Genomic DNA, 16695 nt, shown 5'->3' with positions numbered 1-16695 from the left:
AAGTTATAAGTTATTTTTTTTTGTAAAAAAGCACAGAATGAAACTCTTAGATAATTATAGTTCCTTCAAGCTCTTCCTGATCAGTTTTGTCAGTGCAATATTTATTGTATATCCCAACATTGCCTGCCTGCCCTGGGAACTCAGTTTCCTGGATGAGTCCAAACATGGCGCTCATTTGACCTTTTTCGTTATCCGGTATACCTTTTTCCTCTTATTGATCTGGAGGTTACTATATTATAACCTGCGGAAGATCACCGATCTCTGTTTTAAGAACCGCGCCATACGTACGTTCCTGATCACCGCCGTGGCCTATGTATTGTTTGTAGCCATCATGTATCTGTGGTACAATAAAATTCATGGCTTCGGAAGCATACTCCTGTTTCAGTTCTTTGTCGTTTTCATTGTCTGCACCTTTGTGGGCCATGTCTTTATGATGTACAACGTACAACGCCGGAAAGAACAGGAGATCGAGCAGTTGAAGATCGAGAACCTGCAAAGCCGTTGCGACGCATTGGCCAACCAGATCAATCCGCATTTCTTCTTCAACTCACTGAACAGCCTGTCGGCCCTGATCCGGAAAAAAGAAGACGAGAACACACTGGCATTTGTGAATAAACTCTCCGATGTCTTCCGCTATATCCTGCAAAGCGATAAAAAAGGGTTGGTCAGCCTGAACGAAGAGCTCGAGTTTGTGGAAGCTTTCCGGTATATGATGGAAGTGCGCTTTGCCAATAAACTGGAATTCGATATCGAAGTGGATCAAGGAAAGCTGGACCTGAAGATACCGGTCTTGTCGCTCCTCCCCCTGATCGATAATATCGTCGTGCACAATACGATAGACAGCCAATACAAGATGACCGTGACGATCCGGCTGAACGAACAATGCGAACTGGTCGTATCCAATCCGATCCATCCCAAACTGACGCCGGCGGAAACCAACGGCACAGGAATCCGAAACCTGGAAAACCGGTTCATCCTGTTGATGAATCAAGAGATACGAATAGAAGACAACGGGAATACATTTACGGTTTATCTGCCCCTGGCTTCTAACTGCTAACTTCCAACTTCTACAAACATGAAAGTCCTGATAGTTGAAGACGAAACGGTTGCGTATGAAAACCTGGTGGAGATCATCCACGGGATCGATGCCTCGATCGAGGTATTGGGCAATACGGAAAGCATCAACCAGACCATAGACTGGTTGCAAAACCATCCGGCGCCCGACCTGATCTTTATGGATATCCATTTGTCGGACGGTTCGGCTTTTGCCATTTTCCAATACATAACGGTGGAGACACCGATTATCTTCACCACCGCTTACGATGAATATGCGATCGAAGCGTTCAAGGTAAACAGTGTGGATTACCTGTTGAAGCCCATCAAAGCCCATGAACTGGAAAGAGCCCTACTGAAACTCAGCAAATGGACGCGAACCGAAGTGGTGCAATACCTCGCGCAGATGACCCAGCTCAAGCCACAGAAGCGTTTCAAGGACAAACTACTGATTCCCGTAAAAGATAAATTATTACCGATCAGCCTGAAAGAGGTCTCCTGTTTCTACACCACCGACAAGAACACCTGTATCTACCTGAAAGACGGGAGTCAATACAGTTATGCGAAAACGCTGGAGCAGATCCTCGCCACGCTCGACCCGGCGAATTTCATTCGTGCCAACAAACAATTCATCCTTGCGCGCGACAGCGTCAAGAACATCACGATCTGGTTCGACAACCGCCTGCTGGTCACCCTCGATATCGAAACACCCGAACGCATCTACATCAGCAAAAACAAAGCCTCCGAGTTTAAGGCCTGGGTAGTAAATTCGATCGATTAATAAACCATAAAATAATTCCTCATGAAACGAGAAGCATTCAAAATGTACCTGAAACCAGGGTGTGAAGCCGAGTACGAAAAAAGACATGCCGAGATATGGCCAGAGTTGCAACAATTACTCTCCGCCAACGGGGTGTGCGACTATTCCATCTTCTGGGACAAAGAAACGAACCTGCTCTTTGCCTGCCAGAAAGTAAACGGCGAAGGCGGATCGCAAGACATGGGCGACAACCCGATCGTTCAACGCTGGTGGGAATATATGGCGGATATCATGGAGACTAATCCGGACAACTCCCCCGTTTCCATCCCCCTGCAGGAAGTGTTTCGCATGGAATAAAACGCGGTTGCGCTGACCCTTTGCAGCTTTTTGCCCGTCTTCGTCATCTCTATATATGGAATTTATAAATAGTAAAGTTATGAAGACGTTGAGATTTCTTTTAATGATTACAGCAGTGTTATCTACTGCGATGAGTTTCCAATCTTGCCTGGATGATGACGACGACAACTATTGGGAACTTCAGTACCCCAATGCATTGGTTACGGTAAAACCGGTAGACGCGAACTCGTGCTACCTGCAACTGGATGATGCAACCACCCTATTACCTGTCAACCTGACCTCTTCTCCTTTTGGAGAGAAAGAAGTCAGAGCGTTGATGAACTTCAAAGAAGTAGATGCCTCCAGCGGCGGATACACCAAAGCGGTACATGTGAACTGGATCGACAGTATCCTGACCAAACCGATGGTGCCCGATCTGGCTCTGGCGAACGACTCCGTATACGGAAATGACCCGGTAGAGATGATCAACGACTGGGTGACGATTGCCGAAGACGGTTACCTGACCCTTCGTTTCCGCACGCTATGGGGCAATGATAACAAGCCGCACCTGGTCAACCTCCTGATCAATCCGGATCCGGAAAAACCCTATGAGGTAGAGTTCCGGCATAACGCATTCGGTGATCATTACGGTGTCCAAGCAGATGGCCTGGTGGCATTCAACCTGGACAGCCTGCCCGATACGGAAGGGAAAACAGTTAAACTGAAACTGAAATGGCATTCATTTGCCGGCGAGAAAACTGCGGAGTTCGATTACTGCACCCGCAAAGCCACGCCCGCAAATTCGGCGATAACCACGGAAAGAAGCGTAGTGAAGGTGAAATAAACCTCCCGTACGATTCGAAATAAGGGAAAGAGGCTGTCTCAAAAGAAGAGACAGCCTCTTGTCGTTTCGTGCAAAAGACAGGGATTTATTTTGAAATACGTAATTAGTTCGGTAGTTTTGCCGGCTAATTCTAAAAATAAAAAGCATATGTCTACATATACAGAAGATAAAAGAAAGGTTACAACCCACCGTTTATGGGAGATGAAACAAAAAGGCGAAAAGATCAGTGTATTGACTGCCTACGATTACATGATGGCTAAAGTGATCGACGAGGCCGGTATCGACGCGATCATCGTGGGCGACTCCGCCTCGAACACCATGATCGGCAATCAGACCACATTGCCGATCACACTCGATCAGATGATCTACCATGCCCGCTCGGTGGTCAATGCCACCCGAAGAGCGTTGGTAATCGTCGATATGCCTTTCGGCACCTGCTCGGGCAATCCCTTGAAATCACTCGACGCAGCGATCCGGATCATGAAAGAATCAGGAGCCGACGCCCTGAAGATCGAAGGCGGAAAAGAGATCCAAGAAGATGTGAAGAAGATTATCGATGCCGGCATCCCGGTCATGTCGCACCTGGGCCTGATGCCTCAGTCGATCAATAAATACGGTACCTATGCCGTGCGCGGCAAAGACGAAAAAGAAGCGGAAAAGCTGATGGCCGACTGCCTGTTGATGGAAGAGCTCGGTGCCTTCGGTATCGTTCTGGAGAAGATACCCGCCCGTCTGGCCACGGAGATCTCCGGCCGCCTAACTATCCCCACCATCGGTATCGGTGCCGGATCAGGCGCCAACGGGCAGGTATTGGTCATCCACGATATGATGGGCATGAACAAAGAGTTCTCCCCCAAATTCCTTCGCCGCTACGCCGACCTCTACACCATCATGACCGAGGCCACCCAGCACTACATCCAGGACGTAAAAGACGTACAGTTCCCCTCGAAAGAAGAAAGTTATTAGTTCAGTATACGACAAACCGGAATCGCTTTATCCGCACCAACAGCTATCACCCCAAAAGAGACAAAGCCATTGGTCGATTCCGGTTCCAGTAGTGTAACCGCATAGTTCGCGTTCTTCTGATTCAAAGGTACCAGGTAACTGCCGGCCGGGATAAGTCTTTTGTTCGATCGGGTCTCGGCTGTGCATCGTACCACATGAATCTTTTCCCACTCGACCGGGTTTTTTACATGTTCGGTAACCACATATTCTTCGACGTCCCACACTTTCTCTTTGTCAATCCTTTCCACATGAACACCTAAGGTCTGTAAAATACGCACAGCATTAAAACAGGTATCCAACAAGAGATAGGCTTTCGGACGCTGGCGCACAAATAACGGCTCACAGGCAGTGGCATCAGCAAAGGGCAATGCGATGGAGAAGGTGTCTGCCAAAGTTGCATCCACAAAACGAACGCTCTCTGTTGTTTCTTTTGAACGGAAGGAAACATGGACGTTGCTTTTTCCCTGTCTGGTTTCTTTAATAGCCTGTGTGATCACCTTTTTCAAGCTCTTTTTCTCTTCCACACAGGTTTGCAGCAGATTGCAGGCAACCGTATAACCAATATCCACCCGACGGGCAAAAGACGTTTGTCCCAAGCCTATCCCCCGGATCTCTAAAAACATCGACAGGGCATTCGATAATGCATAATTGGTGGAACTGGATTGCGGACTTCTGGCACCTTTAGAGAGAGATAATTGTTCGCCCCGCTGATTAACCGTGTAATAATAGCCATAACTATACCCTTTTGCAGCCAATGCCTGTCCGGCTCTCTCCTGCAAAACATGCAGAGAGAAGTTCCGGATGCCGGGCGCAACATTCAGATGACCTGTCGGCAGAAACAGGATGTCTTCGTATACACCGGCTTCTCTTCCGGTGATCCGGTGATATTCCGGTTTCCACGGGCGATACTCATGTATATCGAGCGCCACCTCCGGATTCCACGCCATAAAAGCCTCTTTTAGCAATACAGAGACCGGATCGGCCAATTTCGTCTGGTCGCGATTCAAATCCAGTCCACTACCCGACACCCGGCTTTGTATAGCATAGCCATCGACATTGGCTATCGGAAGTAGAGCGATCTCTAAATGATTCAGCAATAGCCTTCCTTCCTCGCTGTTCAGCAGATAATCAGCCAGCATACAAACCGCTTCCGGTCCGGCCGGCTCATTCCCATGCAGTCCGGCCTGTATCCAGACCTTTACCTTACGCTTGTCGTTCCCTTTTCCAAGGTAAAATATCGGGATCTCGCGCCCCTGTTCCGTCCGGCCGATACTGCTGAACGACGCATCCGGATATTTGCCGGCTAATGCCTGCAGATACTCTGCGATCTCGACCGTCGAAGCAAGACCTTCGGTGAAATGTTTACGCAAAGTGGGGGTATGATAAGATTGCAGTTGCGGTTCGGGATAAAATTTTCGGGAGATTTCCTCTGATTGGGGAATAGGACGAAGATTCCATTGCGGCAGATTGCTCAACACAACTTCTTGGGCTATGCGTTGCAGATAAGCGGCCTCTTCTTCATCCAATCCCGCAGTATAAACGGACTGATAAGGTGTTTGAAAGAAAGTGCTGTAAAAGACATTCGCCGCCAGATAAGAACCCGACAAAGTCGGATGGCTACCATCCGCTTCATAAAGGGATAAAGCCGGCCGCTCTTTCCGTACTCTTTTCCACGAAATACCCACGGGAGCACACCAGGCATCGAGCCGCCCGGCCATCTCCAGATAGCTTTCGGCCAATCGCTGCTGCATTTCGTTATACGTATCGATATGATGCCCCCAGGTCATAAAGAAAATAGTCTTTCCTTTCGGGTTAAAAGCCTTACGCACACTATCCAACGCTTGCGCATAGGGATAGACATTCTCCTGCACCCACCCCTTTTCTTTTGCTGGTGCCTGGCTTTGTTCCTGAAAGACAACAAAATCCCAGCCTCCCTCTTTTATGGCATCCAGTGTCTCCCGGCTTTCGGCATGCTGCCGTAAGTACCATCCGCCATGGGCCACTTGCTTCACAGCTAAAGGACGGCCGGTGGAATGGGCTATGGCTTGTACCATCCGGGGCATTTCATTAAAAAAGGTATAACTGTTTCCGATAAACAGGGCGCGGATCGAATCATTCAATAGCGTTGGTATCGCTTTTATCCCCATCGGAGAAGATTGATGGCCCACCCCTTCGACCTCCTCTTTCCGCCAATGAAAGGGCCAGCCATTCTCCGCTGCCAACTGTTGTGCAAAGTTATAGAATGTTCTTCCCCGTTCTAAACGTTCCCGCCCCTGTAGTTCGGCTTCGGGTGTCTTCCTCAAAAAGGATTCGCGGATCGTATCTTTCATTCCCAACTGAATAACGATATCTTTGGCGAGATAGCGCTTCAGGACATCATCGTCGACATAAGGTATATCACCTACACCGTAAGGGAAAAGCTGCTCTTTATCCGGAAAGGTGTACCATCCGGGACTACCCACAATAGCCTTTGCCACATAAGGACTATCATAGAAAAGCATATATCGATGTACAAACTGTCCACCGGCCGAGTGGCCATACATATTATATTTCGCAGCTCCGGCACCCGAATGTTCACGGAAATAGTGAAAGATCTCATCAATCAATGCCGAGGTCTGCAATGCTTGTTCCTTTACGCCTGTCCGATCGGTAGTCAACACACCTGTTTCCTGATAATCTTCGAGCGGGTACAATTCTAAATCAAAATGGGGCAGCAGAAAGATAAAGTTCCGTTCCTCCGCCAACTTTTGCCAGGTTCTCACCAGATGGGCATATCCCCGGTCGGCGCCTTCAAAAACAAATACAACCGGCATGTTCTTCCGATCGCCCAGGGGGGGTATATAATAATGTACATCCACCGGCCGGTCGGCAAAAGGAATATACGCTGTAAAAGTGAACATCCCTTCCCCGGCTGGTAATTGCTGGGCAGACAAATGAGACAAGGCAAGGAGAAGAGCCGCAAAGGCAAAGATTACTTTACTTTTCATACTTCGTATCTCCCCTTTTTGATAATCTTTCCATCCCTCATCATCTGTTCTCCTTTAGCAAAGACATCCGTCAGGCGGAGCTGCTCATCCAACAAACAGAGATCGGCATCATATCCTTTTTCGATACGTCCCTTGGCTGGCAAATGCATATTGGAGGCCGGATTGGTGGTGATCAATTGCAAGGCCTGCTCCAGGGACAGTCCACATTCCTTCACCAACAAACCCATCTCTTTCAGGTTCAGATCCAACGGAGCTGGCGTATATGTATCTTCCCCTGTCGCCGGATTAAACTTACGGACGCCTCCCCTTCCGTCACTGGAAAAGGTGATTCGGTCAAGAGGAACTCCGGCTTCCAAAGCCTTAACCACACAACGGTGAGGGGCATCGAACTTCGTGCCACCGGTAGAAAAGTCAACCATCCCGCCCATCTTCGCAAAGGAAATCGCCTGATTAAACAGAGCCTCGGTACGGATAAGGTGAGTAGGCGAAAGATAAGAGATCAACGAAGGATACCTCTTTGCAATATCCAATAGGATAGAGATTCCTTCGGGAAGATTCCCTAAATGAATATGCAATACACCGACCTTTCCTGAAGTAAACCCACCAAGACGTACCTGATTAATCAGTCGAAGGATCTCCATCTCCGTCGGGAAAGAGCTGCGGTCATCACTCATCGCTACCTTACAGCCGATAACCTTATCAATAAAGATCAGATCTTCGGCAACACTATTGAGCATTGTTTTCTCCGGCAGACCATAATAGCCGGTCAGCATATAAGCCGACAAGCCTTCGGCATCCAGCGCTTTGGCTTTGGCATACAAAGAGCTTAACTCTTTGACAAAACCATCAGTACCTAAAAGGCCTACCACCGTAGTCGTACCATGGGCGATCAAATCGCTTAACTGAACTTCCGGCACTAAGGAGGCATATCCGACCTGACCTCCGGCACCAGTTATATGCACGTGCTGATCAATAAACCCGGGAGTAACGACTTTACCTTCGGCATCAAACAGCTCCACCTCTACTCCGGACAGGCTGATTTTTTTATCTACTAATGCGATTTTATCTCCTACTATCAGTAGATCATTCACCCCTTTTTTCTCGGGCGAATAGAGATTCGCGTTCTTAATTACTTTAAACTTCATACGGCATCTCGGGTTATAAGGTTATAAAATGATACGCTAACAAAAAGATCAAACTTCCGGTAAGAGGCAATGCATTCCGTTTAGCCAATTCCATCGGAGAAACACCGGCTATTCCTGCTATGGCAACAATAACACCGGCAATGGGTGAGATTGCTCGCCCCATACTGGCCGACAACTGCATGGGTAACACCATAGCTGAGACCGGCAGACCCAATTGTTTGGCTATGTTTGGCAACAATGGGCCAAAAGAGAAGAAAGCAGCATTCCCGCTTCCCATCAACACTGCCGCACCAAACACAATCAGCGTCATCAGAATAGAGATCAACGCGCCGGAGAAGCCCAAATGCGTGGATGTAGAGATCAGAGAATCTATAAAACCCAGACTGATCAGTCCTTTAGAGAACATATCAGCTGCAACAATCAAAGTGACCACGCTGACAAACACATTACCCATACCTTTCCAGAAACTGCCAAAAGCCTCAAAGGTTTGCTTCATGCTGCGGTTGTGGATTAAGACAAACAACAATGAGACAAACAAAGAAAAGAGCATAGCCGTAGTCGTATTCAACTGGATTGGCGGATCAAACAGACCGACATAAGGAGAGAATACCATCAGCAGGATCAAAGGGAAGACCGGCAATAAGGCAAAATAAAGAGGAGCATTTACGGTGAACGGAGTATTCGGTTCGGTAGTCGTCGTTTGTTCTACATTCGCTCTTTCTATTCTTTCTTTATCTTTCCTGTCGAAATAGCGGTTATTAAAATAGTAAAGTAACATAACGACTGCAGTTGTTGGCAACACTAGAGGTAGCTGATGTTTAATGAAATAGAAGACATTCGTCTCACCAATCAATTCTGCCGCCAAAGCGGTATTGGCCGAGCCCGGTCCCTGATCAAAGATCGTTGCCGCAGAAATCACGGACAAGGCCGTAAGCTTACTCACACCCAAATGCACCAATACCGGATAGATCGAGGCTACAAGAAGCAACCCGAGCCCGGCTGCAGAGGGAGTCGTAAGAAATAGCATCTGTCCGATAGGGATTGTGATTGTTGCCGCCAGATAGGGATGTTTACTAAAAAAGGAAAGCGGCTTCATCGAGACATACACCAATGCATTGGTCGCCTCTATTTTATTCATAAAAGCAACATATCCGCCAATCGTCATTATCATCAATCCGGCACGGCCGATATTGGTGATAAATGTCTCTTCAACCACCTTAAACAGATCGAAGACGGGGCTTCCCGTTGGCTTATTCAATTCCAGCGTATGCACACCGGTCAACAAAGCAACCATAATCATCAGAATCCCGGCAAGGATCAACACGCCTTGCGGATTATATTTCTTATAAAGCAGATAGGCTGTTACGATAATAACAAATATGGAAATAATCATATCTATTCAGATTAGTACACCTCATAGGACATCTATCCCCCTCCGGCTAACAGAAGTGCTGCCGGAGAGAGAGAAACGAAATAAGATTGTAATAGAGTTGATAATTAATAACCCGGGTTATTCTGCAGTGCGCGTCCCGTATTTGAGTCGATAAAGATCTGCGGTAAGGGGAAGAGAACCGGAACTTCATACGTATTCATCCCTCGTGCATCACGACCTGCCACCTCGTTATGTTCGCGCGAGCGCCGTTTGAAGTAATTATTCACATCCCGTTCATCCCCACCGTTTTCCTGGCTCACACGCATCAACGTATGACGGCGTTCTTCTTCACACAACAATTCACGGCTGCGTTCATCCAATATCAGATCCAAACCACCGCTCGACAAGTCGGCTGTCGTAATCGCCACAGCGTTGGCACGCTCACGCACCCGATTGATCCACTTGATCGCCTCATCATAGTTGTTCTTTTTGTATTGCGCTTCGGCATAGAGTAGGTAGCTATCGGAAAGACGAAGATAGACTACATCGGCATACGTAGCATCGATCTCGCCCGAAGTGGCAATCATCTGTACATAATCCCATTTACGGGTAGAGGGCCATTTGTAGTTCTGGATCGTCGTGCGGGTATCGTCAAGCATAGTCGAGGTCAGCGTGGTATCGATAGGCGATACACCCTTATCCAGGAACTCGACGATATTACCTGAAGCATCTTTCTCATAGATCTTCCAGACAAATGCCGGTTCATTGATACGCATATCCTGTGCACCCATATTCTTATAGTTGTACAACCGAATCGCTCCGAGGGAGACAGAGACGCGTCCGGCACCTTTCCCCCCATTATTCAGCCAAAACACTTGCGGATGAGTAAGTGTACCACTGGTAAATTCAGGTGCGCTACGATTGCTGTTCTTGATCACTGCGTCATTCACATAATAATTCTTCCATGTACTCTTGATATACATATCACCGGGAACACCGGCCGAACTTATCGTCGGTTCGGTATTCACAAAGTAGAACAACACCTCTCTGTTCCCATCTTTATAGGCCGGAGTGGTAAAGACATCGATAAACGGACAATCAGGCGTTGCCGGGCTTTGTCCGAAAGGAGCCGTCATCAGCGAATAATCCCCACTCTCGACTAACGGGCGAAGTACATTGATCGCTTCATCGGGATTACCCATAGCCAGGTAAAGTTCGCCCAGGTAATGACGGGCCATTGCACCCGATATGGCATTGTTATTCGAAGTACGCAAAGGAAGGGTGTTCACGGCAAACGTAAGATCATCTTCCATCACTTCCCGTATTTCAGCTACCGGGTTACGCTCCCAGTCGGTACGGTAGTTCAATCCGTCAATCTCTTCGGTAGAAAGAGGCACTGCACCATACGAATAGGTCAGATGACGATAAGCCCAAGCACGGAAGAACTTGGCACGAGCAACAATATCATTTTTATTGGCCAGATTCTCTGCTTCCGAGTTGCCGCCCCAATCAACCGATGTACGTTCGGCACGGGAGATAACCATATTGGCCGTGTTAATGATCTTGTATAACCAAAGGAATGTTCCTTCAAAAATAGCCAGGTCGGTCTTACGTATCTCACTGGGATAATAAAGGAATTTCAGTTCCTGACTGGCATTATTCGCCCAAGCATTATCTGCGCCACTCGAGAAAGCAGCATGCAGAACGACCGGAATACTTCCTACGCCATTGGAGTCGCCCCGACGGTATTCATTCCGCATAAGTCCGTGTAAAGCCGTTATCATGGATTGAAAACCTGCCTGATCAACTAAAAGATTTTCTGCGTATATCGCATCGCGAGGTTCTTCTTTGAGAAAATCAGTCTCGTCACACCCCGACATCATCAAGACAAGAGATAATATAATTAGAATAGAAATTGACTTTTTCATATCTTCATTCTTTTAAACATGTTAGAAATCAAACTTTACCCCCACAACAACCGAACGCGTTTGAGGAGCTGCCCGCTGGCTGCTTATATATTCAGGATCCAAGCCAGTCCAAGTTGTCCAGGTATAGAGATTCTTCAAATTGGTATAAACTTCCAGGCGCTCTATGCCAGCCTTGGTCATCAACGTCTTTGGCAATTTGTAAGAGAGGGTGACATCCTGTAAACGGATGAAATCTGTTTTTTCATAGAAACCTGCACCTTCGGGGTTTACCCCGTTGTTAAGTTGATTCTTAGGATAGGTATTGATTGGATTATCCGGCGTCCAAAACTCAATCATCATCTTGTTCTGCGCATAGGAGTTGCCATTCACATCTCTCAGGTAATTTCTGGCCGTCCGGCCAAACTGTGAGTTGAGAAAGAAGCTCAATGTAAAGTCTCTGTAGGTAAACATATTCATCATACCGATCGTGATATCCGGAATGCTCTTGCCAATGATCGCCTTATCGGCTGTGGTGATTCCTACCTCTCCGTCCAGGTCTTTATATTTCATATAGCCCGGGATGGAAGAAGGGTAGTTCGGATCTTGTGCTGATTTAGGATTTGCCGGATCGGTGATTTGCCAAATGCCATCAAACACATAATCATAGTTCGCCCCAACCGACTCACCGATAAACCAACCGGAAGCCACATCATCGATAGGCTTGCCATCCTCATCAAACAGCCCGACGTTCTTAATCTTTGAGTTATAATGTACCAGATTCAATGTCGTATTCCACTTGAAGTTCTTCTTCAGGATATTGGTTGAAGACAATTGTAGTTCCCAGCCTCTGTTTGAAGTTTCACCTACGTTATCCAACAGTACGTTCGTTCCATTAATAGTCGGAATCGTTCTTTGCAGTAACAAATCTTTGGTATTCGACCAATACATATCGTATGTTCCCTGAATACGTCCTTCCAGAATACCGAAATCAACACCTACATTGAAAGAAGTAGTTGTTTCCCAACCCAGGTTTGGAGAAGCTAACTGTACCGGATAAAAGCCATACATCGGTTTGTGGTCTTCTGTCAGATAATTAAAGGTATTCAAGCTGGGCAGAGTTACGTAAGCTCCGCTTACCGCTTCATTACCATTCATACCATAGGAGGTCCTCAATTTCAGACTGCTGACAACATCACTCACCTTTGAATTCATAAAGAACCCTTCATTGGATAGATTCCATCCTAAAGCCAAAGAGGGGAATACACCGAATTTACTATCTTCCCCAAATGCGGAATAGCCATCCCGACGGGCAGTAAGCGTAATCAGGTATTTGCTATCATAAGAATAATTCAGACGAGCCATCTGCGAGATATGGTTTTGTTTCCAATAACTTCCGGTCCCGGACAGTGTCCCTGCTTTTGCTACCTGATAGTAAGACATTACATCGTTCGGGAAGTCCTTTCCGCTCACTGTGGTTTGCTCGTACACTTTGCTTTGCGTGGAATAAAGACCGGTAAAGAAGATACTGTGTTTGCCGAACTGGTTGGCATAGTTGACGATGTTCTCAATGATCCAATCCGTCGAAGTCCATTCATCCAAATTAAGTTCACCATTCGAGCCTTCTCCCTGGTAGGTGTCTCTCCCTCTATAATTCTTATAGGAACTGGTCTCCAGAGTAAAACCGGTATTCAGTCGATACGTCAGTCCTTTTACCCAGGGAATAGAAACATCCAACGCATTATTTGTTATCACCTTATAACGCACATCGCTGTTCTTCTCTTTGATATTACTCAATGGATTACGATTGAACGCTTCGCTTGAGTGCTCCCACGCTTTTAGTTTTACTGAGCCATCTTCATTGTAAGGTTCAGCCAACGGAATCATCAGAAAAGCACGTCCAAAGTCAGGACTTTTTCCACTACGGTCATATCGCCCCAATTGCGTGTTGCTTGAGTACTTCAGCCAGGAAAAAAACTCTTGCTCCAGGTTGATGCGGAAATTATAACGTTCATACTGATCGTTCAGCGAAATACCTTCCGCGTTAATATAGTTCAAAGAGATATAATACTTTGTTTTATTCGCTCCGCCACGAAAAGAGAGGTTGTGTTGTTGCGAGAAAGCATCGCGGGTAATCACATCGATCCAATCCGTATAGATCCCGGCATTGTGCATACGAACCTCCGTATCGGTCATATTGGCCAGCCACGGTTGCGGATTGCTTTCCGTTGGTGTGGTTGTATTCGCCTCTTCCAATGCCTCAAGCTTATACTTCCAATACTCTTCCCCATTCATCATCCGGGGCAGATTGGTTGGCTTGGTAGAGGTAAAAAAAGCATTATAAGAAACACTGAGCTTTCCTGCATCCCCCTTTTTGGTTGTTATAAGGATTACCCCGTTTGATCCGCGGGCACCATAAATTGCCGCTGAAGAGGCATCTTTGAGCACTTCAATAGACTGAACATCATTGGAATTGATTTCAGACCAAGGCCCTTCAAAGGGAATACCATCCATAATAATCAACGGATTGTTAGATGCGGTAATAGAGTTCGTACCGCGGATTGTCGTCGTGGAAGAAGAACCTTCGGCATTCGAACCGGTGATAGAGATATTCAACCCGGCAATAGCCCCTTGTAAGGATTGAATGATATTGGTCTGTGGCCTCTCTTCCAACATCTCGGACGACAGCGAAGCAACGGCTCCGGTAATATCCGATTTCTTTTGAACACCATAACCGACAACAACCACCTCATCCAGAAACTGAACATCCTCTTTCAACACGATAGCTAATGGCTTATCGTCTTTTACAACAATCTCCTGGGCATTGTAACCGATATAGGAAACTTCAAGGATATCTCCGATTCGAATCCCGGCAAGCGAAAAATGTCCGTCATAATCGGCTATCGTACCGGTTGTTGTTCCTTTTAACTGCACCGTTGCCCCGATCATCGGTTCCCCTACGGCATCATTGATTGTGCCTGAAATGGTTGATGCCGGTGCCGTCTGCCGATTGGCGTCCCGACTCCCTCGATTCTCTTGTTGTATGATCACAATGGTTTTGTTACTCACCCGAAAAGCCAGTCCTTTCGGGTTCAATACCTGCGTCAATACACTCTCCAATGATTTCTGCGAAACATCGAGCGTGATATCCTGCTTCTCATCGAGAATGATATCGCGATAAACAAAAGTAAAAGTCGATTGCTTTTCTACTTCTTTAAAAAACTCTCTCAGATTGACTTTGTTGACTTGAATTGTTATAGGCTGTTCTATCGACTGTGCCTGCACGCCCATTGTCATAAACAACGTAATAACAATTATTAAGAATCGTTTGAACGGATTTTTGACATAATCCGCGGTTAAACAAATTCGATTACTTAAATTTGCACTCATGATTTTAAAAAGATAAAAGGTTGATACTTGTTAATTGATTACTTCTTTTTCAAGAATTAACATTCTAAAAGCCAGAGGATCTGCACATCCTTTGGCTTTTCTTGTTGTGCTAAGTGTCTCTCATGTGTTCTGTTTTATTTGTTAATACTGATTACTACATTCTTTCCTTTGACTGTATAGTCTACATTGTATTGGATTTTTACTGCTTCAAGCACATCAATCAATTCTTCACCCAGGAATGCGCCGGACATCAGGTCATCTTTTATCTCCGGACATTGCAGGTCGATATTCACGCCATACCAACGTTCAATGCGGGTGATAATCTTATGCAACGGCTCCGAACTGAAAGTCAAACGATCTTCCATCCAGCCCAACTCCTGCAAGTTGTCAAAGGGAATAATCCGGAAAGAACCATCTTTCTTCGAAAAAACAAACTGTTCTTTCGGACTTAGGTATTGAAATCCTTCAAAATATTTGCTGGTCAGCTTAATACTCCCGTCGACCAAAGAGGCATAGATATACTCTTCATCGTTGTATGTCTTCGCATTAAAAGAGGTTCCCACGACCCAGATCTGCACTTCACCCATATCAACGATAAAAGGCCGCTCTTCGTTTTTCTCTACTTCAAAGTAGGCCTCTCCGCTTAATGTCACATGACGCTGCTTGCGATTATTCAGGTCGTACGCCAAACGGGTTTCCGCATTGAGATGCACATCCGAATTATCCGGCAGCTTGATTACTGCCTTTTGTCCTTTATCGATGTTTACAATCACCGGGCTCTCCTCTTTTTCCGGACTCCTCACCCAATAGAACAGGGATTGCCCACTGAACAAAAGAATAAGGGCGACTGCAGCAACGGCCCACCAGTTTGTCTTTTTCCGCCTCTTGCCATCAGCAAAAGAAACAGCCGTCAATATATTTGATTTTAAGCGGGTCTTGGTAGGCTCTGCCATCGAAGGGAATGGCATTTCATCACTCCATGCGTTATGCATCATCTCTTCCAGTTCCCTGTTGTCCACGTTGCGGATAAGGGCCTTCATCTCCAGGAACTCTTCTTTTGAATAGCTTCCCAGCAGATAGTTTATATATAATGTAACAAGACGAGATTTCATACGATACAGTTATACGTTCTATCGATTACACGATTGGCACAGGATTTAGTACCATGCGCCTTTATGTGTTGTAAAACATTTTTTGGATTACCAGAAGTAATAACTGTACTCTTTCAGCTTCTCACGAAGCGTTTTCAGGGCAGAAGAAAGTTGGTTCTTCACCGTCTGTTCCGACACTCCCAAGGTATCGGCAATGGCTTTTAGTTCTAGTCCTTTTTCACGGCTAAGCTCAAAAACAAGGCGTTGGCGTTCGGACAGAATTTGTTTTGCCTGTGTCAGTTTCTCATAGAAATCTTCATAATAAATATCCTCTTCGACCGGATTATGTGTATGTTGTTCTTCACAATATTCAATAAAATCAACAAACTCAATTTTATTGATCTGACTCCTGAACGAATCAATCAGTTGATGCTTAGCCATAGTGAACAACAAGGACTTAAACGAACCTTCCGTGTTCAGTTTATGCCTGTTTGTCCAGATCTTGATAAAGGTATCCTGCACGATTTCTTCGGATAAAAACGTAGATTTAGTGTGCAACAAGACAAACCCATACAAGCTATCAGCATAAATATCATATAGGCAGCTGAAAGCCCGATGCGAATCATTTTTAAGTTCGGTGATATAGAATTCGTCTCTATTTATTATCATGGCACACCACTAAGAGAATCCAAATATAAATAAAACATTGCACTTTGGCCGAAAAAACATTACACTTTGGTCGAAAAAACATTGCGCTTTGGCCGACGAAAGTGCGATGTTTTATTTGGACAGGCTACACATAAAAGTT

12 protein-coding genes are annotated in these 16695 nt (G+C 46.1%); 5 read left to right on the top strand and 7 right to left on the bottom strand.

What is annotated here, in order from left to right; translation table 11 throughout:
• The first annotated feature begins 37 nt into the window (after positions 1–37).
• From M2133_RS13615 to panB, 5 genes are all read left to right on the top strand, one after another.
• Positions 38–1057 carry a histidine kinase gene (locus M2133_RS13615; RefSeq protein ID WP_277466730.1) on the top strand — a complete coding sequence of 340 codons (1020 nt, stop codon included), beginning with the start codon at positions 38–40 and terminating at the stop codon, positions 1055–1057.
• A gap of 18 nt (positions 1058–1075) precedes the next feature.
• Positions 1076–1834 carry a LytTR family DNA-binding domain-containing protein gene (locus tag M2133_RS13610; protein ID WP_277466729.1) on the top strand — a complete coding sequence of 253 codons (759 nt, stop codon included), beginning with the start codon at positions 1076–1078 and terminating at the stop codon, positions 1832–1834.
• Positions 1835–1855: 21 nt separating this feature from the next.
• A complete protein-coding gene (gene rhaM, locus M2133_RS13605) occupies positions 1856–2170 on the top strand; it encodes an L-rhamnose mutarotase (protein WP_277466728.1) in 315 nt (104 codons plus the stop codon).
• 79 nt (positions 2171–2249) lie between these two features.
• Positions 2250–2993, top strand: coding sequence for a NigD-like protein (locus tag M2133_RS13600; protein ID WP_277466727.1), 744 nt, complete (start codon positions 2250–2252; stop codon positions 2991–2993).
• A 147-nt stretch (positions 2994–3140) separates the two neighbouring features.
• On the top strand, positions 3141–3959 hold the full coding sequence (gene panB, locus M2133_RS13595; RefSeq protein ID WP_277466726.1) for a 3-methyl-2-oxobutanoate hydroxymethyltransferase: 819 nt from the start codon (positions 3141–3143) through the stop codon (positions 3957–3959).
• On the opposite strand, the gene M2133_RS13590 is transcribed toward panB, so the two are convergent.
• The 7 genes from M2133_RS13590 to M2133_RS13560 form a co-directional block, all read right to left on the bottom strand.
• Entirely contained in the window at positions 3956–6985 is a 3030-nt protein-coding gene (locus M2133_RS13590; RefSeq protein WP_277466725.1) for a M14 family zinc carboxypeptidase, read from the bottom strand. The two genes, panB and M2133_RS13590, sit on opposite strands and share 4 nt — an antisense overlap.
• A complete protein-coding gene (gene iadA / locus M2133_RS13585) occupies positions 6982–8130 on the bottom strand; it encodes a beta-aspartyl-peptidase (RefSeq protein WP_277466724.1) in 1149 nt (382 codons plus the stop codon). The genes M2133_RS13590 and iadA overlap by 4 nt, the downstream gene beginning before the upstream one ends.
• 13 nt (positions 8131–8143) lie before the next feature.
• Complete coding sequence (gene dcuC / locus M2133_RS13580) at positions 8144–9523, bottom strand: C4-dicarboxylate transporter DcuC (RefSeq protein WP_277466723.1); 1380 nt, start codon at positions 9521–9523, stop codon at positions 8144–8146.
• A gap of 104 nt (positions 9524–9627) precedes the next feature.
• Positions 9628–11430 (bottom strand): RagB/SusD family nutrient uptake outer membrane protein, encoded by a 1803-nt coding sequence (locus M2133_RS13575; RefSeq protein WP_277466722.1) that lies wholly within the window; start codon positions 11428–11430, stop codon positions 9628–9630.
• Positions 11431–11451: 21 nt separating this feature from the next.
• Positions 11452–14703, bottom strand: coding sequence for a TonB-dependent receptor (locus M2133_RS13570; protein ID WP_277466721.1), 3252 nt, complete (start codon positions 14701–14703; stop codon positions 11452–11454).
• Positions 14704–14930: 227 nt separating this feature from the next.
• Positions 14931–15908, bottom strand: a complete 978-nt coding sequence (locus M2133_RS13565; protein WP_277466720.1) for a FecR domain-containing protein — start codon at positions 15906–15908, stop codon at positions 14931–14933.
• A gap of 87 nt (positions 15909–15995) precedes the next feature.
• Complete coding sequence (locus M2133_RS13560) at positions 15996–16556, bottom strand: sigma-70 family RNA polymerase sigma factor (RefSeq protein WP_277466719.1); 561 nt, start codon at positions 16554–16556, stop codon at positions 15996–15998.
• Positions 16557–16695 lie beyond the last annotated feature (139 nt).

The organism is Parabacteroides sp. PF5-6, assembly GCF_029504695.1.
Lineage (GTDB): Bacteria > Bacteroidota > Bacteroidia > Bacteroidales > Tannerellaceae > QVMG01.
This window is presented reverse-complemented; position numbering and strand designations above follow the sequence as displayed.